Here is a 21,217-nt window from a genome sequence, read left to right as displayed (position 1 = left end):
ATGATGATCTCTCGCTCTATTTCCTGACGCAGATCACGCGCACGACGGCCGCCTTTGCGTCCGTCGAGGTGCCGTTGGCTGCGACATTGTTCGCCTTCAGGAAATCGCGTACGGCGTCCGCGGACACCATCACGGCCTGCGAGGCCGGAACCGATGTCGCAGGTCCCGCCACCATGGCCGGCTTCAACAGCGCAATACCGGCGAACTTGCCGTCGCTATCGATCAACGGAGCACCGGAAAACCCGACCGCCGGCGGCGGGGACAGCATGGACTCGCTGCTCGGGACCGGCGCCAGCGCAGCCTTGACGATTGACACGCCGCCGGCGCCGCCTTGACTTTGCGGATCGGCGATGCCGACGACATCCACACTGGTCTTTGCCGCGCCGCCAGTAAGGCTCAACGGCTTCAGGCCGCGGGCGCCGTAGATGTGTAGGAGCGCGAGGCCGCGCTCCTTGTCTTCGGCCAGACGGTCGGCACTGCCATGGCCGGCGATCGTGATCGCGAGACAGCTGTCGGTGACGAGGCGGTCAGCGACGATCGCGCCGTCGTCGCTGACGACGATGCCGGTGCCGTATTCGACGGTCTTGCGCGGCGGCGGCCCGGCCTGCGGTCCCGACGGGAACGCGTTGAACGCACTCGACATCGCGATCACGACCGGCTCGACCGTGTTCTCCATCGCCTGGTCGTAGAGGATCGTCATGGTGCGGACCTCATCTCCTTTGAAGGCGCCCCGCACGTAGAACTTCTTCAGGCCCTGCAAGCCCGACAGCACGAAGAAGTCGGGCTTCACCACGGTGTAATCGACCTTGCGTCCGGACGGCTCCTTCTCCAGCTCCGCGAGTTTTGCCGCGGTCGGGTTCGCCTCCTTGCGGCGGCTGAGCAGCACCTGCACGGTTCCGCTCGGCGAGGTCCATTTCGAGCCGTTGGCGTCGCTTGCCTGCTGTGTCACCAGTTTCGAGGGGATGCCGAGCCGGGCGCCGCTGGTCGGCTCCGTCACGATCTTCCAGCCGACGCCGTCCTGCTTCTTTCGCGCCGTCTCGGCGAGCGCGGCGCGCTCCTGCGGATTGAGCACGCCGGTCGGCTTGCCGCCCTTGGCCTTCTGGTATTCCTTGATGGCGTTGACCAAGCGCTCACTGACGTCGCCGGTGATGGCGCCGTTGTACTGGCCGACCCAGGCGAGGTCGGATTGCAGCGCCAGCCGCTCGGCCTTCGCCATGGCATCCGCCGTCGCCGCCGGCGTCTGCATGGCCGGAGGCTGGATCGGCACGGTCTGCACCGTCTTCGGCTTGGTGCCGGGGATCTGCGGCGTCGTCATCTGGGCCTGCGCGCCGGTGGCAGCCGCAAACATCAAGGTTGCCGCAAGCATCGATCTCATGACAAATCCAACCAGCCCATTGAACGCAATGCCATTGAAGCACATCTCGTTGGTCGCGAACAATGTTGGGGTGGTTCAGGCTGTTGACCCTCATCCTGAGGAGCCGCGGAAGCGGCGTCTCGAAGCATGAAGGCCGAGCTGCCGCAGCAGGGCCTGCATGGTTCGAGATGGCGCTTCGCGCCTCCTCACCATGAGGGGTGAGAGGAACGAAAGCGATGCTGAGCCCGGACGAACTCGAACGCTATGCCCGCCATATCGTGCTGCGCGACGTCGGCGGCCCAGGCCAGGCCGCGCTGAAAAAGGCCTCCGTGCTGGTCGTCGGCGCCGGCGGCCTCGGCGCGCCCGTTCTGATGTATCTGGCCGCGGCCGGCGTGGGCACGCTCGGCGTGGTCGACGACGACGTGGTGTCGCTGTCCAATCTGCAGCGCCAGGTCATCCACACCACGCCCGACATCGGCCGGCACAAGGTCGAGAGCGCCGCCGAGCGGATCGCGGCGCTCAATCCGCATGTCCGCTTCGTCGGCCATGCCACCTGGCTGAATGCCGACAACGCGCTCAGCCTGATCGGCGACTACGATCTCGTGCTCGACGGCTCCGACAATTTTTCGACGCGCTATCTGGTCTCGGACGCGTGCTTCTTCGCGAAGCGGCCGCTGATTACTGCCGCGCTCGGCACCTTTGACGGCTCGCTCACCACCATCCGCGCGCATGAGAGGAACGAGCAGGGCGAATTCAATCCGACCTATCGCTGCCTGTTTCCGGAGGCGCCGCCGCCCGGCACCGTGCCGGCCTGCGCGGAAGCCGGCGTCATGGGGGCGCTCGCCGGTGTGCTCGGCTCGATGATGGCGCTGGAGGCGATCCGCGAGATCGTCGGTTTTGGCGAGGGCCTCGTCGGCCGCCTCCTGATGATCGATGCGCGCGCGATGCGCTTCGAAACGCTGCGCTATGGGCGCGATCCGGCCAACCCGCTCAACGGCGATGGGCCCGTGGTCGCCGACCTCAGCGCCCACCGCAGCTGATCGCCTGATTACGCCGTGGCCAATTTCTCGCTGTCGAGATGCGCCATCTGCTCGGCGGCGTAGCGCGTGCCGGAAGCGACATCCGGCGGGAAGGCTTTTGCCAGCGCCGCAAGATGCGCCTGTGTCAGCGTGAACCGGGTCGCGCCGAGCGCTTCGGTGAGACGGTTGCGGGTTCGTGCGCCAACCAGCGGCACGATCTCCTTGCCCTGCGCCGCCACCCAGGCAATCGCGACTTGCGCCGGCGTTGCGCCGATCTCGGTGGCGATCGCACGGAGGGATTCCACCAGCGCAAGATTGGCATCGAGGTTGGCGCCCTGAAAGCGCGGCGTCATCAGCCGGTAGTCTCTGCCGACTTTGCCGCTGTCCTTGGTCCAATGGCCGCTGATCAGTCCGCGCGCCAGCACGCCGTAAGCGGTGATGCCGATGCCGAGCTCGCGGCAGGTCTTGAGGATATCGCGTTCGATGCCGCGCTCGATCAGTGAATATTCGATCTGGAGGTCTGCGATCGGATGCACCGCATGCGCGCGGCGGATGGTATCGGAGCCGACCTCGGACAGGCCGATATGCCTGATGTATCCGGCCTTCACGAGATCGGCGAGGCCGCCGATGGTCTCCTCGATGGGGACGTTGGGATCGAGCCGCGCCGGACGGTAGATGTCGAGATAGTCGGTGCCGAGACGTTGCAGTGAATAGGCGAGGAAGTTCCTGGTCGCGCCCGGCCTCGTGTCCATGCCGGCGAACTCACCGGCCGGACCGCGCAGCGCGCCGTACTTGACGCTGATCTGCACCTTGTCGCGGGCGACCTCCTTCAGGGCCTCGCGCACCAGCATTTCGTTGTGACCCATCGCGTAGAAATCGCCGGTGTCGAGCAGTGTGATGCCGGCGTCGATCGCCGCATGCACAGTGGCAATGGCTTCGCCGCGGTCGGCGGGGCCATAGACCTCGGACATGCCCATGCAGCCGAGGCCGAGGGCTGAGGTGGTGGGGCCGGCTGAACCGAGTTTGCGCTGTTCCATGATGGTTCTCCCTTAAAATGCGGCTGATTGCGCCGCGTGACGAGGGAGATATGCGCCGGCTCGATTGCGCCGATAAGCTGGACAATCAAGAATAGCTTGTTCACATTAGCGAACAATGCCTGAGCCTGATCTGCGCGATCTCGATGTCTTCGTGGCGGTCGCCCGCACCCGCAATTTCCGGCGTGCGGCGGTCGAAATGCGCGTGTCGGTGTCGAGCCTCAGCCAGCGGCTCCGGGACCTCGAGGAGCGCCTTGGCGTCCGCCTGATGAACCGCACCACCCGCAGCGTCGCCCTGACCGAGGCGGGCGAGTTGCTGCTGTCGCGGGTGGCGCCGGCCTTGCGCGATGTCGGCGATGCGCTCGATCAGGTCCGGGGCCTTCGCGAGGTCGCCTCGGGTCGCCTGCGCATCAACGCGCCGCCACCGGCCGTCGATCTCGTGCTGGGGCCGATGGTCGGGCCGTTTCTGAGCGCCTATCCGCAGGTCGATCTCGACATCGTCTCGGAGAGCGGCTTCGTCGACATCGTCAGTGCCGGCTACGATGCCGGCGTGCGCTATGGCGAGCATCTCGCGCAGGACATGGTTGCGATCCCGCTGAGCGGACCGCAGAGCTACGTCGTCGTCGCATCGCCTGCATATCTTGCGCGGCGCGGCCGGCCGAAACATCCGAAGGATCTGCTCGAGCATGATTGCATCCGCGCGCGCTACTCGAGCGGCGTCATGCACGATCTGGAGTTCGAGAAGGCCGGCCAGGTCGTGAAGGTCGATCCGCCCGCAAAGCTGATCTCGACCAACATGAACCTTGCGATGCGCGCGGTGCTCGACGGCGTCGGCATCTGGGCAACGATCGACGGCTATGTCGGCGACGCCTTGAAAACCGGCGCGCTGGTCAGCTTGATGGAAGATTGGTGCGAGCCGTTCCCTGGTCCGTTCCTGTATTACCCGAGCCGGCGGCAAACGCCGCCGGCGCTCCGCGCCTTCATCGATTTCGTCGCCGACTGGCGCAAGTGCGAAGCGCGAGGCGAATAGGCTCTCACAGCATGCTCGGCAGCACGCGATCCGGCGGTTTGTGGGCGTCGAGGAAGGTGCGGATGTTGATGATCACCTTCTCGCCCATCTCGACGCGGCCCTCGATCGTGGCCGAGCCCATATGCGGCATCAGCGTCACCTTGCCGGCCTTGGCGAGCCGCACCAGCTTCGGGTTGACCGCGGGCTCGTGCTCGTAGACGTCGAGGCCGGCGCCGGCGATCTCGCCGCCTTCGATCAGCTTGATCAGCGTGTCCTCGTCGGTGACCTCGCCGCGCGCGGTGTTGACGATGTAGGCGTCCTTGCGGATCAGCTTCAGCCGCCGCGCCGAGAGCAAATGATAGGTCGCCGGCGTGTGCGGGCAGTTCACCGAGATGATGTCCATCCGCGCCAGCATCTGGTCGAGGCTTTCCCAATAGGTCGCACCGAGTTCTTCGGCGATCTTCGGGGCGACGGGACGGCGGTTGTGATAGTGGATCTGCAGGCCGAAGGCGCGGGCGCGGCGCGCCACCGCCTGGCCGATGCGGCCCATGCCGATGATGCCGAGCCGCTTGCCGCCGATGCGGTGGCCGAGCATCCAGGTCGGCGACCAGCCCGGCCACGGCTTCCCCTCGGTCAGGATCGAGGCGCCTTCGATCATTCGCCTGGGCACGGCGAGGATCAGCGCCATGGTCATGTCGGCGGTATCCTCGGTGAGAACTTTCGGCGTGTTGGTGACGGTGATGCCGCGCGCGTGGGCGGCCTCGACGTCGATATTGTCGACGCCGTTGCCGAAATTGGCGATCAGCCGCAGCTTGCAGTCGGGCTGGTTGACGATGTCGGCGCTGATATGGTCGGTCACCGTCGGAACCAGCACGTCGGCGGTGCGCGCGGCTTCGGCGATCTGTTCGGCGGACATCGGCGTGTCCTCGAGATTGATCCGCGCGTCGAACAATTCGCGCATCCGCGTCTCGATCGAATCCGGCAGCTTGCGCGTCACCACGACGAGGGGCTTTTTCTTCACCGACATGTCCTGCTCTCATGAGGCGTCGCAGGCCGCCCCTGTCGCCAAAGGCTGGTCGTTGAGGCCTCATTAACCCGGTTGTTCGACACTGCCCTTGCCGTGTCCGTCTCCGGCGTTTCCTTCAAGCTCTCCCGAGATTTCCGGCCCGGAAAATCGGGGCAAACTGGTTGTTCAAGTGCTCGTCCTCTCTAGCAGAAGGCCGGGCCAAGACAAGAACCACGGGCCAGGCTTGGGGAACACCCGCGTGGGGCGGGTCGGGATCGACGCGGCAGGATTTGGATTTGGGGTGGGGGTCCGGCAAGGCCGGGTCCTCGACAGGAGACGGGTTGATGGCGTTGGGGCGTTTTTGTTCGGTGATGGCGCTCGTTTGCACCTGGTGGAGCGCCTCGGTCGGTCCCTCGCATTCGGCCAAGGATAATACCCCGCAGACCACCAGCGGCCTGCCGGTGCCGCGTTACGTCAGCCTCAAGTCGGATCACGTCAATGTTCGCGCCGGTCCGACCAAGGACAATGACGTGGCCTGGGTCTACACCCGTGCCGGCCTGCCGGTCGAAATTACCGCCGAGTTCGAGAATTGGCGCCGGGTGCGCGATTCCGAGGGCGCCGAGGGCTGGGTCTATCATTCGCTGCTGTCGGGCCGCCGCACCGCGGTGGTCACCATGAAGCACAAGGACGATCTCGCCCCGATCTACGATCGCGCCGATCTCGACAGCGCGGTTGCAGCAAAGCTCCAGGCCGGCGTCGTCACGCAGGTGAAGAAGTGCACTGCAAACTGGTGCCGCGTCACCGGCAACGGCTTCGACGGCTGGATCCAGCAGGAGCGCCTCTGGGGCGTCTACTCGGACGAGCAGGTGAATTGACGCGAAGCGTCATTCCGGGGTCGGTACTCCGCACCGTCCCGGAATGACCGCGCAAAACGGCGATGGCCGGGACAAGCCCGGCCATGACGACGAATTCAGCAGTTCGGACCGATCTCAGCGCTTCTTGCGCAGGCGCACGACCATGTCGATGCGCGCGATCTCGTAGCCCTCGGGCACCTCCGGCATCTTGGACAGCGCCAGATGCGGATCCTCGATGTCGACCAGCTCATGGCTGTTCTCGAGGTAGTAGTGGTGGTGGGTGGTGACATTGGTGTCGAAATAGGTCTTGGTGCCGTCGACGCTGACCTGCCGGAGCAGACCGGCATCGGTGAGCTGGTTCAGCGTGTTATAGACGGTGGCCAGCGACACCGGGACCTTAGCCAGGGTCGCTTCCTCGTAGAGCATTTCAGCCGTCAGGTGGCGTGCACCCTTGCCGAACAATAACCAGCCGAGCGCCATGCGCTGGCGCGTCGGACGGAGCCCGGCGGACTGGAGCATTTCGTTGACGTCGTGCCAGGGACAGCCGGTCAAAGCCGGCTGACGGCCGGACAAGAGGGCCGCAGCGTGGACGTCGTCGTCGTGATGGGGCGCAGTATTCTCGCTCATTTCCAGATTTCGGGCACGCGTGAACAAATATCTCTCTGCAATATAAGAACAGAAAGATGCAGATGCAAGTTTCTCGCAACTAGAGAGGTTCTAATCAGCCTTGAAGGTTCTCATCAATCTTGGAACCGGGCCGACATCGCGTCATTTTACCTTCATGGATGCACTTTGCCACCGGAAATGGCCTGTGTTAGAGAGCCCGCGGTTCCGCTTAGCCGATTTTGGCGCAGCCGGGCATGGAGGCCCGGCCGGCAGTCCATCCGGGGCATGCGGGAGCTGCGCCTGACGGTGGCAATTGGCGTTGCTCTCCGACCGAGACGGGGCCCATTTTCGCCAAAAAACGCCGCTCAACCGGAATTCAAACAGAGGCTCGTCCATGCTGAACAGGCGCAACGGTTACGAATACGAAGATCTGCTGGCCTGTGCCCGCGGCGAGATGTTCGGTCCGGGCAATGCCCAGCTGCCGCTGCCGCCGATGCTGATGTTCGATCGCATCACCGAGATCAACGACAATGGCGGCGAGTTCGGCAAGGGGCTGGTGCGCGCCGAGCTCGACGTGAAGCCCGACCTCTGGTTCTTCGGCTGCCATTTCAAGAACGATCCGGTGATGCCCGGCTGCCTCGGCCTCGACGCGCTGTGGCAGATGGTCGGCTTCTACCTGGGCTGGACCGGGGGCGAAGGTCGTGGTCGCGCGCTCGGCCTGAACGAGCTGAAGTTCAGCGGCCAGGTGCTGCCCGAGGCACGCAAGGTTGTGTACAACGTCGATATCAAACGCGTGATGCGTTCAAAGCTGGTGCTCGGTATTGCCGACGGGTGGCTTTCGGTCGACGACCAGATTATTTATCGCGCCAAGGACCTGAAGGTCGGCCTGTTCAAGCAGGGCACGAGCCTGGGCTAACGCGCATTCACCACGAAGAGAACGAGAAGATAACGAGCAGGGCGAGGCTGTCATGAGGCGGGTTGTGGTCACCGGGATGGGCATCGTCTCGTCGATCGGAAACAACACCCAGGAAGTGCTTGCGAGCCTTCACGAGGCGAAGTCGGGCATTTCTCGGGCTGAGAAATATGCCGAGCTCGGCTTTCGTTCGCAGGTGCAAGGCGCGCCGTCGCTCGATCCCGCGACTGTGGTCGACCGCCGCGCCATGCGTTTCCTCGGTCAGGGCGCGGCGTGGAATCACGTCGCGATGGAGCAGGCGATCCAGGACTCCGGTCTGTCGCCTGACGAAGTCTCCAACATCCGCACCGGCATCATCATGGGCTCCGGCGGTCCGTCCGCCCGCACCATCGTCGAATCCGCCGACATCACCCGCACCAAGGGGCCGAAGCGCGTCGGACCGTTTGCGGTGCCGAAGGCGATGTCGTCCACGGCCTCCGCGACGCTCGCGACCTGGTTCAAGATCAAGGGCGTGAACTACTCGATCTCCTCGGCCTGCGCGACGTCGAACCATTGCGTCGGCAATGCCTATGAGACGATCCAGATCGGCAAGCAGGACGTCATCTTCGCCGGCGGCTGCGAGGAGCTGGACTGGTCGCTGTCCGTGCTGTTCGACGCCATGGGCGCGATGTCCTCGAAATACAACGACACGCCTGCCACGGCCTCGCGTCCCTACGACGTCAACCGCGACGGCTTCGTCATCGCCGGTGGCGCGGGAGTCCTCGTGCTGGAAGAGCTCGAGCATGCCAAGGCGCGTGGCGCGCGCATTTACGGCGAGATCGTCGGCTATGGCGCAACCTCGGACGGCTACGACATGGTCGCGCCATCGGGTGAAGGCGCCGAGCGCTGCATGCGCATGGCGATGTCGACGGTGAAGACCAAGGTGGACTACATCAATCCGCACGCGACCTCGACGCCGGCCGGCGATCCGCCGGAGATCGACGCGCTGCGTCGGGTGTTCGGCGCCGGCGAGAAGTGCCCGCCGATCTCGGCGACCAAGGCGCTGACCGGCCATTCGCTGGGGGCCACCGGCGTGCAGGAGGCGATCTACTCGCTGCTGATGATGAACAACGGCTTCATCTGCGAGAGCGCCCATATCCAGGAGCTCGATCCTGTGTTCGCCGACATGCCGATCGTGCGCAAGCGCATCGACAACGTCAAAATCGGCACCGTGCTGTCGAACTCCTTCGGCTTCGGCGGCACCAACGCCACGCTGGTGTTCAGCCGGATGGATGTGTGACGTCCTTGTTGGTGCACCGTTGATTTTCTCGTCAATGGCCGGGCTCGTCCCGGCCATCCACGTCTTGGCCTCAGGCTCCGAAGGGCGTGGATGGCCGGGACAAGCCCGGGCATGACGAAAGCGGAAGGTGGTCTTGAGATGGAAGGTTTGATGAAGGGCAAGCGCGGTCTGATCATGGGCATCGCCAATGATCATTCGATCGCCTGGGGCATGGCGAAGACGTTGCATGCGCACGGTGCCGAGCTTGCCTTCACCTTCCAGGGCGAGGCCCTCGGCAAGCGCGTCAAGCCGCTGGCCGAGCAGCTTGGTGTCGATCTGGTGCTGCCTTGCGACGTCGAGGACATCGCCAGCGTCGATGCCACCTTCGCGGCGCTTCGCGAAAAATGGGGCAAGCTCGACTTCGTCATCCACGCGATCGGCTTCGCCGACAAGAACGAGCTGAAAGGCCGCTACGCCGACACCAGCCGCGAGAATTTCTCGCGCACCATGGTGATCTCCTGCTTCTCCTTCACGGAGGTCGCAAAGCGCGCCGCCGAGCTGATGAATGAGGGTGGCAGCATGATCACGCTGACCTTCGGCGCTTCGGAGCGAGCGATGCCGAACTACAACGTGATGGGCGTCGCCAAGGCTGCGCTGGAAGCCTCGGTGCGTTATCTCGCCTCGGATTTCGGACCGCGCGGCATCCGCGTCAACGCGATCTCCGCAGGTCCGATCCGTACGCTCGCCGGCTCCGGCATCGGCGAGGCGCGCGCGATGTTCGCCTTCATGCAGAAGCATTCGCCGCTCCGCCGCGGCGTCACGCTCGATGAGCTCGGCGGTTCGGCGCTGTATCTCTTGTCGGATCTCTCCGGCGGCGTCACCGGCGAGATCCACTATGTCGATTCCGGCTACAACATCGTGCTGATGCCGCGGCCGGACGATTTGAAGTCCCCGGAGTAGCTTCGCGCCCCACGATCATGGGGCTGACTCGCCCACAGAATTATGCTTGCTGCTCCCCGGTGGCGCCTCAGGGTCGTTTTCCCTGCGGTTCGGGAGGGGTGATCGTGCCAAGGCGGCATGCGATAAGGCTGCATGCGATGTGTCGCGCGAGCGCGCTGGCGTCCGTTGCCGGCGCGATGCTGCTTTGCGGTGGCTCGCACGCGCTGGCACAATCCACGATCTGGGACACGACCCTCTCCAACACGAATTGGTACGTCCCGACGGCGCAGCTGCTGGCCTATGCCGCGCCCAAGACCGGCTTCTCCAATCCGATTCCGATCGGCGACCAGACCCTGTGGTCGCTGGCGACCGCGACCAACGGCTCGTTCACGGGAGCGAGCGTGGCGCAGCTCAAGCTTGGGCCGGCGCTGCTGACCGACACCTCGACCATCCAGGGCTTCGTCACGACCGCGGGCCAGATCACGATGCAGTTCACGCCGACATCGGGCGGCGCGGTGACGGTCGGCCTCGGTCATATGAGAACCATCAACGGCGTGACCGCGATGGAAATGCAGATGATCACGGGCGACAGCCTGCTGGTGACGCATTGGGCCTATATGCTGCCCTACGATCCCGCGACGTTCACGCCGCCGGCTTCGCAGCCCGTTCCCGCCAACTCGGTCCCGCAATGGGCGTGGACCTCAGGCACGCCATGGCGGATCACCAGCAATTCGTTGTTCGGCACCTCCGCGCCCGGCCGCTTCGTCATCACGAATTACCAGAACGGATATTTCTGGGGCGCGGGCGTCGCGCCGGCGGGCAGCAATGCGGCCAACTTCACGCTGCTGGGATCCGTGACACCGGAGGGCAACGTGCTCTTCAACACGCTCTCGCGCGGCACGCTCGCCAGCCTCTATGGCTCCGCCAGCGGCGACGCCTCGGGCGCGCAGATGCTCGTCAGCACCTACGATCTCTCGGGCAATCCGACCGGCGGCCACGCCTATCTCTCCCTGGTGCGCCCCTATGCCGAGACGCTTCAGGCCCAGAATAGCCGCGCGGGATTGGGTGCGGCCGGCATGCTGTATCGCCTGTCGGCGACATCGCTCGGCTGGAGCGGCAGCATGGCAACCGGCTTCACTGCGCTCGACAATCTCAACGGATCCGGTCTCGTCAACGCGGTCAACCAGACCTTGCCGGTTATAACGGGCGCGGCATCGCAGGCGACCTACGCCACGCAGCGCGTGTTCCAGCAGGCGATGACGGGGCGACTGGACGATGTGCTCGGGCTGAATACGGGCGTTGCGGCTGAACGGAATCTTTGGATGAAGCCGCTCGGCGGCAGCATTCGGCAGGCAAGCGTCGACGGCGTACCCGGTTATAACGCGACCGGCGGCGGCATGGCCCTCGGTGCCGACGCGACGATCTCGCCGCGCGCGATGCTCGGCGGCGTGCTCGCCTATTCGCATCAAGCCATCACCGGCAGCGACGATGCCGTCCCGAACCGGCTCGCCATCGATTCCTATCAGGCGGGTCTCTACGGGGCCTACGCCCTCGGCCATGGCATTCAACTCGATGGCCAGCTCGACGGCGCGCTGAATGACAGCAGCGAGAGCCGTTCGCTGACTTTCATCAACGGCATGGCTGGCGCCGGCTATCGCTCCTATAGCGGTCATGCGGGCGCCGGCATTCGCAAGCTGATTCCGATCGAGCCCGGACTTGCGATCGCCCCGTCATTGCGGCTGGACTATGGGCACGTGCGCTCGCCCGCCTATCAGGAAGGCGGCGCGGGCGGCTTCAGTCTCCATGTGGATTCACAAACCTATCGCGAGCTGACAGTGACGGCGGGGCTGAAGAGCGCATACCGGATCGCGAAGCAGGTCTATCTCACCGGCGATGTCGGCGTCGGCTACAACACGTTGAACCAGGGATTGCAGATCAAATCGGCGTTTGCCGGCGGTGGCGAGAGCTTCATTACCAATGGTCTTGCGTTGTCGCCCTGGATCTACTCGACCGCGCTGGGCCTCGTCGCGGCGGACGGCAAGGGGTTCGATCTCGGCATCCGCTACGGTGTTGCGATGACGTCCTCCGGACTGCTGGAGCAGTCCGGGCTCGCCGTCCTCAAGATCAAATTGTAAGCGCGCCGTCTCACCCCGCCGCGATCTTCTCCGCGCGCTGGAACGCCGGCCGCGCGGTGCAGCGCGCCAGATAGGCGTCGAAGGCGGGACGCGTCGGTACCATCTTGAACTGGCGCACCGCGAAATTCAGGCCCGAGCCGATCGTGACGTCGGCGGCCGAAAAATCCTCGCCGAGAATCCACGGTCCCTTGGCGAGCGCAGCTTCCAGCACGTCGAACACCTGCGTGGCGCTGCCCCAGGCCGCGGTCGAGGTCGGAATCTCGATCTTAGTGAAGATCTGGATGATGGCGGGCTCGATGCAGCCCGGCGAAAAGAACAGCCATTGCAGATAGCGCGCGCGGCGTGGATCGGTCACCCCCGGCGCAAGCTTGGTCTCGGGATAGCGGTCGGCGATGTAGGCGCAGATCGCGGCGGCTTCGCCGAGCGCGGCATCGCCGTCGGTCAGCGCCGGCACCTTGCCCATTGGGTTGATCTTCAGATAGTCCGGCGCCTTCTGCGCGCCGGTCGAGATGTCGGTCAGCACGCGCTCATAGGGCAAGCCGCTCTCCTCCATCAGCCAAAGCGTCGTGAACGAGCGCGAGCGGGGCGACCAATAGAGCTTGATCATGGCGCGGAACCTTCCATCGGCAAGGGGCGGGTGGCGCGCAATTCATGGCGCGTTTGCAGCGCATTCGCAACGCACTACGCCTAGAGGCAAGGAGAGTTTTGCGAGCGATATCTTGGTCAACGCGACGAAGGCGATGTCGGACGTTGCAACAGGGCCGGAAGCGTCTTGTCGAGGCTCTTTATCAGCATCGTCCGCACACCGGCGCGCAGCACAGTATTGTTGACCACTTCCGCAGGCTTTTCCGGAAACATCGCAGGATCCAGCTTCATCGAGGGCCCGCCGAGAAAATTATGCGTCATGCGCTCGATATAGGTGTCCTCGGTCATCAAGGCCGGCGCCTCCTTGATCAGCTCGAAAGTCCGGCCGTCGTAGATTCGGATGAGCATCATGGCGAAGAGATGCACGGGTCCGCCATAGGGGTATTGCGAGATGCCGATACCGTATTCGCGCTGCGTTCCGCCGTGCCGGTGGACGACGAGGTAACGATCACAGCGGATCTTTGGCGCTAGAAATTGAACAAAGCCCTTCACGTCGGCTTCGGCCCGATAGAACCACGGATTCTGCTTTTGTCGGCCCCCGGACCTGAGCTCCTCGAGGGTGTAAGGAACCCTGCGTACGGAAATGCCAAGTGCAGCAGCACGAACGCGGGAGACGACGAGGTCGTCGAGCGCCCACGCCGCGACCGACGTGCGCGTGTACTTGTCGAGAAACTTCAGAGGACCGAATTTCTCGACCATGAACAGGTCGCCTGCGATCGGGATCACGCCGACGTGGCACGGGCCCGCTTCTGCGGTGGCACGTGGAGCGACAGCCGGCTTCTTTGCAGCCGGTCTTACCGGCTCCGGCTTTGGCGCCGATTGCACCTGTCCGCCGCTTGGGGACACCAGCGCATATGAGACCATTGCGACAACGGCGAGAAGATTGATGGTCACATCGTGCTCGCTTCACTGCGCGAAATACGGCGGCAAGATCTTGTCGAGCCGCTTTGTCAGAAAGTCGCGCGTGGTGTCGCGCAGGGCGGTGTTGCTGGCGGAGTCCGTGGCCGCCTCCGGAAACATGGACTTGTCCACCTTCTGTAACAGTTCGTTCGACGTGAAGTTGTCCGCCATATGCTTCATGACACCTTCGAACGTCACGGCCGGACCTTTCATGACTTCGAAGGTGCGGCCGTCGATCCATGTCACGCCGATAGAGGCGAAGACGTAGGCGTAGGAGATGAGACCGACACCCCGGCTGAAGATGCCGATGCCGCTGAGCGACTGATTGGTCCCGTCGAGCTGTCCTTCGCTGCGCATGATGACGAGATAACGCTCGCAACCGGCATTGCCCGCGACCTGTCGGATCAGGTTCGACAACTCCTGGCGCTGATTACGGAACAGGCCGGATTTGGGGTGATAGTAGGAATCGAGCGCGCCCTTGGCGTAGCTGATACGTCGTACCGGCGTGTTGCCTGCCGCGGCCCGCGCCCGCGCAAAGACGAGATCGTCGAGGCCCCAGGACACCGGGACTTCTGCATAGTCGTTGCCGAACACGGTCAGGCCGATCTTCTGGACGACGAAGATGTCGCCGGTCCCCGCAATCACGCCGACGCCGCAAGGACCGGCCGTCGCCGGGTCCGCAGGCTTGGCTGCTGCCTTCGGCTTCGCGGCCGCTTTCTTGGGAGCCGGCTTCGCCTGTGGCGCGGACTGAGCGGCGGGAGCACTGGTTGCAGGCGTAGTATGTGCCTCTGCCGGACCCAGAAGGGACAGCAGGACGAGCACTGGGACAGCAGGTCGAAACATGGATTCCAAGTGGGATCAGACGCAACGTGACAGCGGACGCGTCACACTAGGTTGTCAAGGCGACAACCGCAAGCTGCGCTCGGAGTTCGGTGCCTACCCGATGGGCCGCTTCCACCGATAGTACTTCATCATGAAGCCGTTCGACGGCTCGATCTCTTGCTTCTCGAACACAAATCCTTCGCGCTCGTACCAGCGCCAGGCTTTTTCGTTCTCGCGGACGCAGCGCAGGTGCATCTCATCCGGCATTTGCGTGCGGGTGAAGGCGAGCAACTTTCGTCCGAGCGATTGGCCCTGATAGGCGGGCGCGACGAACAGCATGTCGAGATAACGCTTCGGCACATGCAGCGCCAGCATGGCGGCGATCGTGCCGCGATCGTCGGCAACGAACAGGCTCCAGCCGTCCGCGATCTCGCGCCGGATGCGCGCGCGCAGGTTGGCGAGCAGGAAGTCGCTGGCCTCGCCGAGGCCGGTCGAGACCCAGCTCTCCATCCAGACGCGGCCGACCTCATCGTATTCGTTTGCGCGGGCGGGACGAATGACGGGATGCGACATCTGGCGCTCAGCTGCGATGATCGCGCGCGGCCGAACGCGGGCGTGCCTTGCCGGCCGACAGGCACACCACTTCGGAGATCTGCAGCAGCTGCCGGGCCAGCGGGCTGGTCTTGCGCCAGACCATGCCGATGGTGCGGGACGGCTGCGGGTCGCGGAAGCGTGCCAGCGAGACCGAGGCCGATCGCGTCTCCACAGGCACTGCCATTTCCGGGATCAGCGTCACGCCAATGCCGGCGCTGACCATCTGCACAAGCGTCGACAGCGAATTGGCATCCAGCATCTCGCGCGGCGGCGCCGACTGCATGTTGCAGAACGACAGCGCCTGATCGCGGAAGCAGTGGCCTTCCTCGAGCAGCAACAGCCGCATCTCGCGCATCCTCTCGCGCGACGGCGCCGGTGTGCCCTCATCCGTGCTGGGCCGGACCAGCAGGAATTTCTCCTCGAACAGCGCAACCTCGGTCAGCGAAGGCTCCGACACCGGCAGCGCCACGATGGCGGTGTCGAGCCGTCCCTCCACCAGCTCCTGGATCAGCCGCGGCGTCATGGTCTCGCGGACGCGGATGTCGAGCTCCGGATGCATGCGCGTGAGATTCTTGGTGATCGTGGGCAGCAGATAAGGCGCGATGGTCGGGATCATGCCGATGCGTAAGCGGCCCGAGAAGTGATCCTGCGAGGCGCGGGCGAAATCGCCGAGCTCATCGACGAAGCGCAAAATGTCGCGGACGCGCTGTGCGAGCTCCTCGCCGAATCGGGTCAGCGCCACCTGGCGCGCGCTGCGCTCCAGCAGCAGCCCGCCCAGCGCCTCCTCCAACTCCTTGATCTGCATCGACAAGGCCGGTTGCGAGATCGAGCAGGACTCGGCCGCGCGGCCGAAATGGCCGTGACGCGCCAGCGCATCGAAATACCGGAGTTGGCGCAGGGTCACGTTGAGCATCAGGAATTCTTATTGCAGCGATCACTAAAGTCAACTTCCCCTGATCGAACGCGGCGCCTAGAGTGGTTCTACCTGGTCAAAGGCGCGAGTTCGACGCCACCAGAGGAGGTATTCATGGACGACACTTCGAAGTGCCCGTTTTCGGGCGGAAAACCCACGCGCGTGAACCGCGACTGGTGGCCGACGCAGCTCGATATCGAGGTGCTGCACAAGAATTCCGACAAGTCCGATCCGATGGGCCAAGGCTTCGACTATGCCAAGGAATTCAAGACGCTCGACCTGAACGCCGTGATCAAGGACCTGACCGCCCTGATGACGGATTCGCAGGAATGGTGGCCGGCCGATTTCGGTCATTACGGTGGCCTGATGATCCGCATGGCCTGGCACAGCGCGGGCACCTACCGCACCACCGACGGTCGCGGCGGCGCCGGCGCCGGACAGCAGCGCTTTGCGCCGCTCAACAGCTGGCCCGACAACGCCAATCTCGACAAGGCGCGCCGCCTGCTGTGGCCGATCAAGCAGAAATACGGCCGCAAGATTTCCTGGGCCGATCTGATGGTTCTCGCCGGCAACGTCGCGCTGGAATCGATGGGCTTCAAGACCTTCGGTTTTGCCGGCGGCCGCGTTGACGTGTGGGAGCCGGAAGAGCTGTATTGGGGCCCCGAGGGCACCTGGCTCGGCGATGAGCGCTACAGCGGCGAACGCCAGCTCGCCGAGCCGCTCGGCGCGGTGCAGATGGGCCTCATCTACGTCAATCCGGAAGGTCCCAACGGCAAACCGGACCCGGTCGCCGCGGCCAAGGACATCCGCGAGACCTTCGCCCGCATGGCGATGAACGACGAGGAGACCGTCGCGCTGATCGCCGGCGGCCACAGCTTCGGCAAGACCCACGGCGCGGGCGACCCTTCGCTGGTTGGACCGGAGCCGGAAGCGGGCGCTCTGGAGGATCAGGGCCTCGGCTGGAAGAGCAAGCACGCCTCGGGTCACTCGGGCGACGCCATCACCAGCGGCCTCGAAGTCACCTGGACGACGACGCCGACGAAGTGGAGCAACAACTTCTTCGAGAACCTGTTCAATTTCCAATGGGAGCTGACCAAGAGCCCGGGCGGCGCGCAGCAATGGACGGCCAAGGGTGCCGACGCGATCATTCCCGATGCCTTCGACAAGTCGAAGAAGCATCGGCCGACGATGCTGACGACCGACCTCTCGCTGCGCTTCGATCCGGCCTATGAGAAGATCTCGCGCCGCTTCCTGGAGAACCCGGCTCAGTTCGCTGACGCCTTTGCCCGCGCCTGGTTCAAGCTCACCCATCGCGACATGGGTCCGATCCAGCGCTATCTCGGCCCGCTGGTGCCGAAGGAGACGCTGATCTGGCAGGATCCGATTCCGGCCGTGAACCACGAGCTGGCCAGCGATCAGGACATCGCTGCGCTGAAGAGCAAGATCCTGGCTTCGGGGCTTTCGGTGTCCGAGCTGGTCTCGACCGCCTGGGCGTCGGCCTCGACGTTCCGCGGCTCGGACAAGCGCGGCGGCGCCAACGGCGCGCGCATTCGCCTTGCCCCGCAGAAGGACTGGGAGGTGAACGAGCCGGCGCAGCTCAGCAAGGTGCTCGGCAAGCTCGAAGCGATCCAGAAGGACTTCAACGCCTCGTCAGGCGCGAAGAAGGTCTCGCTCGCGGACCTCATCGTCCTCGGCGGCACCGCCGCGGTCGAGAAGGCCGCGAAGGATGCCGGCGTCGACGTCAAGGTTGCGTTCACGCCGGGCCGCATGGATGCTTCGCAGGAGCAGACCGACGCGGCGTCCTTTGCACCGCTCGAGCCGCGGGCTGATGGCTTCCGCAACTATGTCGGCAAGCGGCATCAGTTCATGCAGCAGGAAGAGGCGCTGGTCGATCGTGCGCAGCTCCTGAGGCTGACCGGCCCCGAGATGACGGCACTGGTCGGCGGACTGCGTGTGCTCGGCGCCAATGCGAACGGGTCGAAGCACGGCGTCTTCACCGCGAAGGTGGGTACGTTCAGCAACGACTTCTTCGTCAACCTGCTCGACATGAGCACGCAGTGGACGCCGGCGGCTGACGGCAGCTACGAGGCCCGCGACCGCAAGACCAACGCGGTGAAGTGGACCGGCACGCGTGTCGACCTGATCTTCGGCGCGCACTCGCAGCTCCGTGCCTACGCGGAAGTCTACGCGACCTCGGATGCGAAGGAGAAGTTCGTGGCTGACTTCGCCAAGGCCTGGACCAAGGTGATGAACCTGGACCGCTACGACATCGTGGCGTGAGGCGATCTCGCCTCGTGGTCGGTGCAACCTCTCCCGCAAGCGGGAGGGGGGAGCGCAGATCGCCCGGAGCGAACACAAGCAAAAAGGGCGGCCTTTCGGCCGCCCTTCGCGTTTCTGATGTCGTGAGACTTACTCGCCGGCGGCTTCGCGCGGGGCCTTCTCGCCCTCGCCGCCCTTGCCTTCGAGGTCTTCGCCGGTGGTCTGGTCGACCACCTTCATCGACAGGCGGGTCTTGCCGCGGTCGTCGAAGCCGAGCAGCTTGACCTTGACCTTGTCGCCTTCCTTGACGACGTCGGAGGTCTTCTGCACGCGGTTGGCCGCGAGCTGGCTGATGTGGACGAGGCCGTCCTTGGAGCCGAAGAAGTTCACGAAGGCGCCGAACTCCATCACCTTGACGACGGTGCCGTCATAGATCTGGCCGACTTCCGGATCGGACGCGATCGACTTGATCCACTTGATCGCGGCCTTCATCGCTTCGCCGTCGCTGGAGGCGACCTTCACGGTGCCGTCGTCCTCGATGTTGACCTTGGCGCCGGTCTTCTCGACGATCTCGCGGATCACCTTGCCGCCGGTGCCGATCACTTCGCGGATCTTGTCGGTGGCGATCTTGAAGGTCTCGATGCGCGGCGCGTATTCGCCGAGCTCGGCGCGGGCGTTGGTGAGCGCCTTCGCCATCTCGCCGAGGATGTGGATACGGCCTTCCTTGGCCTGGCCGAGCGCCACCTTCATGATCTCTTCGGTGATGCCCTCGATCTTGATGTCCATCTGGAGCGAGGTGATGCCTTGCTCGGTGCCGGCCACCTTGAAGTCCATGTCGCCGAGATGGTCTTCGTCACCGAGGATGTCCGAGAGGACCGCGAAGCGCTTGTCCTCGAGGATCAGGCCCATCGCGATGCCCGCGGTCGGCCGCTTCAACGGCACGCCTGCGTCCATCAGCGCGAGCGAGGCGCCGCAGACCGAAGCCATCGACGAGGAGCCGTTGGATTCGGTGATCTCCGAGACCACGCGGATCGTGTAGGGGAACTCGTGATGCGGCGGCAGCACCGGGTGGATCGCGCGCCAGGCCAGCTTGCCGTGGCCGATCTCGCGGCGCTTGGTACCGCCGAGGCGGCCGGTCTCACCGACCGAGTAGGGAGGGAAGTTGTAGTGCAGCAGGAACGTCTCTTTGTACGTTCCCGACAGCGCGTCGATGTACTGCTCGTCTTCGCCGGTGCCGAGCGTGGTGACGACCAGGCCCTGGGTTTCGCCGCGGGTGAACAGCGCCGAGCCGTGGGCGCGCGGCAGCACGCCGACTTCGGCGACGATGTTGCGCACGGTCTTGCTGTCGCGACCGTCGATGCGCTTGCCGGTGTCGAGGATGTTCCAGCGAACGATCTTCGCCTCGAGCTCCTTGAACACGGCGCTGATGCGCAGCTTGTCGTATTTCGGTTCCTGCCCTTCGGGGAAGTAGTGGGCGATCACCTTTTCCTTGACCTTGCCGACCGCGGCGTAGCGGTCCTGCTTGACCGGAATGGCGTAGGCGGCGCGCAGCTCCTGCTCGACGAGGCCGAGCATCTCTTTCTCGAGCGCGGCATTGTCGATCACAGTGACTTCGCGCGGCTCCTTGGCGGCCTTCTCGGCAAGCTCGATGATCGCGTTGATCACCGGCTGGAAGTGGCGATGACCGAACATCACCGCGCCGAGCATGATGTCTTCGTTCAGCTCCTTGGCTTCCGATTCCACCATCAGCACGGCGTCGGCGGTGCCGGCGACGACCAGGTCGAGCTGGGTGTCGACCATCTCGTCGAGGGTCGGGTTGAGGATGAACTCGTCATTGGCGAAGCCGACGCGGGCCGCGCCGATCGGGCCCTTGAACGGAGCGCCGGACAGGGTCAGCGCGGCGGACGAGGCCACCAGCGCGACGATGTCAGGGTCGTTCTCCATGTCGTGCGACAGCACGGTGACGATCACCTGAGTCTCGTTGCGCCAGCCGTCGACGAACAGCGGGCGGATCGGACGGTCGATCAGGCGGGAGACCAGCGTCTCCTTCTCGGTCGGACGACCCTCACGCTTGAAATAGCCACCGGGAATGCGGCCCGCAGCGTAAGTCTTTTCCTGGTAGTCGACGGTCAGCGGCAGGAAGTCGACGCCTTCGCGCGGCGCCTTCGCCGCGACGACGGTGGCGAGCACCACGGTCTCGCCGTAGGTGGCGACGACGGCGCCGTCGGCCTGGCGTGCGATCTTGCCGGTTTCGAGCTTGAGAGGGCGTCCGCCCCAGTCGATCTCGACTGAATGCTTATTGAACATAGAGGTCTTCTTTCATGGGTTCTCGAAAGAGGGGACGGCTCTCGAAAAACAAAAACCATGCGCAAGATTGCGGGACGCTGATCGGAGCGGGTGATCAGCGTCCTGCGATCCTGCCATGGTTTTCGGATTTCGGATGGCGTCCATCCTTTCGGGTCATACGGGCGCCTTGCCCGTTGTGCCCAGCCGCCGGATTGCTGCTGGACTGTCAGTCGGCACGAATGCGAACACCGAACCTTCGGTCTTCGCCCATCATGCCCCGGATGCTGGCCATCAACGGCCCGCATCCGACGTGCACGCAGCCTCGATCAAAAACCTTTAAACAAACGCTTTCGTCGAAATCACGCGCGAAAACGCGCGCCGTTGGGCGCGCGCAAGAACTCTTAACGACGAATATTGTGCTTCTCGAGCAGCGCCTTGTAGCGCGCCTCGTCCCTCTTCTTGAGATAGTCGAGGAGCGAGCGGCGGGTCGAGACCAGCTTCAAGAGGCCACGACGCGAATGGTTGTCCTTCACGTGGGTCTTGAAATGGTTGGTGAGGTTGTTGATGCGTTCCGACAGGATCGCGACCTGAACCTCGGGCGAGCCGGTGTCGCCGGCCTTGGTGGCATTGGTCTTGATGACTTCCGCTTTGCGTTCTGCGGCAATCGACAT

At 64.5% G+C, this 21,217-nt stretch carries 19 protein-coding genes; 8 read left to right on the top strand and 11 right to left on the bottom strand.

Annotation, left to right across the window (positions count from 1 at the left end):
• Positions 1 to 16: 16 nt before the first annotated feature.
• Positions 17 to 1,375, bottom strand: coding sequence for a peptidoglycan-binding protein (locus AC0WRY_RS00345; RefSeq protein ID WP_491122531.1), 1,359 nt, complete (start codon positions 1,373 to 1,375; stop codon positions 17 to 19).
• A gap of 215 nt (positions 1,376 to 1,590) precedes the next feature.
• Here AC0WRY_RS00345 and AC0WRY_RS00340 point away from each other — a divergent pair, with 215 nt between their 5' ends.
• Positions 1,591 to 2,394, top strand: coding sequence for a HesA/MoeB/ThiF family protein (locus AC0WRY_RS00340; RefSeq protein ID WP_194405156.1), 804 nt, complete (start codon positions 1,591 to 1,593; stop codon positions 2,392 to 2,394).
• An 8-nt stretch (positions 2,395 to 2,402) separates the two neighbouring features.
• On the opposite strand, the gene AC0WRY_RS00335 is transcribed toward AC0WRY_RS00340, so the two are convergent.
• Positions 2,403 to 3,410 carry an aldo/keto reductase gene (locus AC0WRY_RS00335; protein ID WP_194405155.1) on the bottom strand — a complete coding sequence of 336 codons (1,008 nt, stop codon included), beginning with the start codon at positions 3,408 to 3,410 and terminating at the stop codon, positions 2,403 to 2,405.
• 115 nt (positions 3,411 to 3,525) lie between these two features.
• Between AC0WRY_RS00335 and AC0WRY_RS00330 the strand changes: the two genes are divergently transcribed.
• Positions 3,526 to 4,437, top strand: a complete 912-nt coding sequence (locus tag AC0WRY_RS00330) for a LysR family transcriptional regulator (RefSeq protein ID WP_194405154.1) — start codon at positions 3,526 to 3,528, stop codon at positions 4,435 to 4,437.
• Positions 4,438 to 4,441: 4 nt separating this feature from the next.
• Here AC0WRY_RS00330 and AC0WRY_RS00325 read toward each other — a convergent pair whose 3' ends face one another.
• Complete coding sequence (locus AC0WRY_RS00325) at positions 4,442 to 5,443, bottom strand: 2-hydroxyacid dehydrogenase (protein ID WP_194405153.1); 1,002 nt, start codon at positions 5,441 to 5,443, stop codon at positions 4,442 to 4,444.
• Between the two features lie 323 nt (positions 5,444 to 5,766).
• Between AC0WRY_RS00325 and AC0WRY_RS00320 the strand changes: the two genes are divergently transcribed.
• Positions 5,767 to 6,297 (top strand): SH3 domain-containing protein, encoded by a 531-nt coding sequence (locus AC0WRY_RS00320; RefSeq protein ID WP_194405152.1) that lies wholly within the window; start codon positions 5,767 to 5,769, stop codon positions 6,295 to 6,297.
• Positions 6,298 to 6,411: 114 nt separating this feature from the next.
• On the opposite strand, the gene irrA is transcribed toward AC0WRY_RS00320, so the two are convergent.
• On the bottom strand, positions 6,412 to 6,903 hold the full coding sequence (gene irrA / locus AC0WRY_RS00315; RefSeq protein ID WP_008131763.1) for an iron response transcriptional regulator IrrA: 492 nt from the start codon (positions 6,901 to 6,903) through the stop codon (positions 6,412 to 6,414).
• Between the two features lie 373 nt (positions 6,904 to 7,276).
• Here irrA and fabA point away from each other — a divergent pair, with 373 nt between their 5' ends.
• The 4 genes from fabA (at position 7,277) to AC0WRY_RS00295 (ending at position 12,127) form a co-directional block, all read left to right on the top strand.
• Positions 7,277 to 7,798 carry a bifunctional 3-hydroxydecanoyl-ACP dehydratase/trans-2-decenoyl-ACP isomerase gene (gene fabA, locus AC0WRY_RS00310; RefSeq protein ID WP_092289360.1) on the top strand — a complete coding sequence of 174 codons (522 nt, stop codon included), beginning with the start codon at positions 7,277 to 7,279 and terminating at the stop codon, positions 7,796 to 7,798.
• Positions 7,799 to 7,850: 52 nt separating this feature from the next.
• Positions 7,851 to 9,074: a beta-ketoacyl-ACP synthase I gene (gene fabB, locus AC0WRY_RS00305; RefSeq protein WP_194405151.1), complete on the top strand. Its 1,224-nt coding sequence runs from the start codon at positions 7,851 to 7,853 to the stop codon at positions 9,072 to 9,074.
• Positions 9,075 to 9,212: 138 nt separating this feature from the next.
• Positions 9,213 to 10,013 (top strand): enoyl-ACP reductase FabI, encoded by an 801-nt coding sequence (gene fabI / locus AC0WRY_RS00300; RefSeq protein ID WP_194408112.1) that lies wholly within the window; start codon positions 9,213 to 9,215, stop codon positions 10,011 to 10,013.
• Positions 10,014 to 10,150: 137 nt separating this feature from the next.
• A complete protein-coding gene (locus tag AC0WRY_RS00295) occupies positions 10,151 to 12,127 on the top strand; it encodes an autotransporter family protein (RefSeq protein ID WP_194405150.1) in 1,977 nt (658 codons plus the stop codon).
• A gap of 10 nt (positions 12,128 to 12,137) precedes the next feature.
• Here AC0WRY_RS00295 and AC0WRY_RS00290 read toward each other — a convergent pair whose 3' ends face one another.
• From AC0WRY_RS00290 to AC0WRY_RS00270, 5 genes are all read right to left on the bottom strand, one after another.
• A complete protein-coding gene (locus tag AC0WRY_RS00290; protein WP_194405149.1) occupies positions 12,138 to 12,734 on the bottom strand; it encodes a glutathione S-transferase family protein in 597 nt (198 codons plus the stop codon).
• Between the two features lie 116 nt (positions 12,735 to 12,850).
• A complete protein-coding gene (locus AC0WRY_RS00285) occupies positions 12,851 to 13,666 on the bottom strand; it encodes a hypothetical protein (protein WP_491122530.1) in 816 nt (271 codons plus the stop codon).
• A 12-nt stretch (positions 13,667 to 13,678) separates the two neighbouring features.
• Positions 13,679 to 14,317 (bottom strand): hypothetical protein, encoded by a 639-nt coding sequence (locus AC0WRY_RS00280; protein WP_246776384.1) that lies wholly within the window; start codon positions 14,315 to 14,317, stop codon positions 13,679 to 13,681.
• Between the two features lie 291 nt (positions 14,318 to 14,608).
• Entirely contained in the window at positions 14,609 to 15,067 is a 459-nt protein-coding gene (locus AC0WRY_RS00275) for a GNAT family N-acetyltransferase (RefSeq protein ID WP_194405146.1), read from the bottom strand.
• A gap of 7 nt (positions 15,068 to 15,074) precedes the next feature.
• Positions 15,075 to 16,001, bottom strand: coding sequence for a hydrogen peroxide-inducible genes activator (locus AC0WRY_RS00270; protein ID WP_491122529.1), 927 nt, complete (start codon positions 15,999 to 16,001; stop codon positions 15,075 to 15,077).
• Between the two features lie 114 nt (positions 16,002 to 16,115).
• Here AC0WRY_RS00270 and katG point away from each other — a divergent pair, with 114 nt between their 5' ends.
• On the top strand, positions 16,116 to 18,281 hold the full coding sequence (gene katG / locus AC0WRY_RS00265; protein WP_194405144.1) for a catalase/peroxidase HPI: 2,166 nt from the start codon (positions 16,116 to 16,118) through the stop codon (positions 18,279 to 18,281).
• 129 nt (positions 18,282 to 18,410) lie between these two features.
• Here the strand turns inward: katG and pnp are convergent, their stop codons facing one another.
• Positions 18,411 to 20,567, bottom strand: a complete 2,157-nt coding sequence (gene pnp, locus AC0WRY_RS00260; protein WP_194405143.1) for a polyribonucleotide nucleotidyltransferase — start codon at positions 20,565 to 20,567, stop codon at positions 18,411 to 18,413.
• 380 nt (positions 20,568 to 20,947) lie between these two features.
• Positions 20,948 to 21,217 (bottom strand): 30S ribosomal protein S15, encoded by a 270-nt coding sequence (gene rpsO / locus AC0WRY_RS00255; protein WP_018644188.1) that lies wholly within the window; start codon positions 21,215 to 21,217, stop codon positions 20,948 to 20,950.

Source organism: Bradyrhizobium sp. T-12 (assembly GCF_058314695.1).
This window is presented reverse-complemented; position numbering and strand designations above follow the sequence as displayed.

Bases quoted from the DNA above. Each gene is read 5' to 3' on its own strand.
- AC0WRY_RS00345 (WP_491122531.1), bottom strand. From the start codon at position 1,375: ATGAGATCGATGCTTGCGGCAACCTTGATGTTTGCGGCTGCCACCGGC.
- AC0WRY_RS00340 (WP_194405156.1), top strand. From the start codon at position 1,591: ATGCTGAGCCCGGACGAACTCGAACGCTATGCCCGCCATATCGTGCTG.
- AC0WRY_RS00335 (WP_194405155.1), bottom strand. From the start codon at position 3,410: ATGGAACAGCGCAAACTCGGTTCAGCCGGCCCCACCACCTCAGCCCTC.
- AC0WRY_RS00330 (WP_194405154.1), top strand. From the start codon at position 3,526: ATGCCTGAGCCTGATCTGCGCGATCTCGATGTCTTCGTGGCGGTCGCC.
- AC0WRY_RS00325 (WP_194405153.1), bottom strand. From the start codon at position 5,443: ATGTCGGTGAAGAAAAAGCCCCTCGTCGTGGTGACGCGCAAGCTGCCG.
- AC0WRY_RS00320 (WP_194405152.1), top strand. From the start codon at position 5,767: ATGGCGTTGGGGCGTTTTTGTTCGGTGATGGCGCTCGTTTGCACCTGG.
- irrA (WP_008131763.1), bottom strand. From the start codon at position 6,903: ATGAGCGAGAATACTGCGCCCCATCACGACGACGACGTCCACGCTGCG.
- fabA (WP_092289360.1), top strand. From the start codon at position 7,277: ATGCTGAACAGGCGCAACGGTTACGAATACGAAGATCTGCTGGCCTGT.
- fabB (WP_194405151.1), top strand. From the start codon at position 7,851: ATGAGGCGGGTTGTGGTCACCGGGATGGGCATCGTCTCGTCGATCGGA.
- fabI (WP_194408112.1), top strand. From the start codon at position 9,213: ATGGAAGGTTTGATGAAGGGCAAGCGCGGTCTGATCATGGGCATCGCC.
- AC0WRY_RS00295 (WP_194405150.1), top strand. From the start codon at position 10,151: ATGTGTCGCGCGAGCGCGCTGGCGTCCGTTGCCGGCGCGATGCTGCTT.
- AC0WRY_RS00290 (WP_194405149.1), bottom strand. From the start codon at position 12,734: ATGATCAAGCTCTATTGGTCGCCCCGCTCGCGCTCGTTCACGACGCTT.
- AC0WRY_RS00275 (WP_194405146.1), bottom strand. From the start codon at position 15,067: ATGTCGCATCCCGTCATTCGTCCCGCCCGCGCAAACGAATACGATGAG.
- AC0WRY_RS00270 (WP_491122529.1), bottom strand. From the start codon at position 16,001: ATGCTCAACGTGACCCTGCGCCAACTCCGGTATTTCGATGCGCTGGCG.
- katG (WP_194405144.1), top strand. From the start codon at position 16,116: ATGGACGACACTTCGAAGTGCCCGTTTTCGGGCGGAAAACCCACGCGC.
- pnp (WP_194405143.1), bottom strand. From the start codon at position 20,567: ATGTTCAATAAGCATTCAGTCGAGATCGACTGGGGCGGACGCCCTCTC.
- rpsO (WP_018644188.1), bottom strand. From the start codon at position 21,217: ATGTCGATTGCCGCAGAACGCAAAGCGGAAGTCATCAAGACCAATGCC.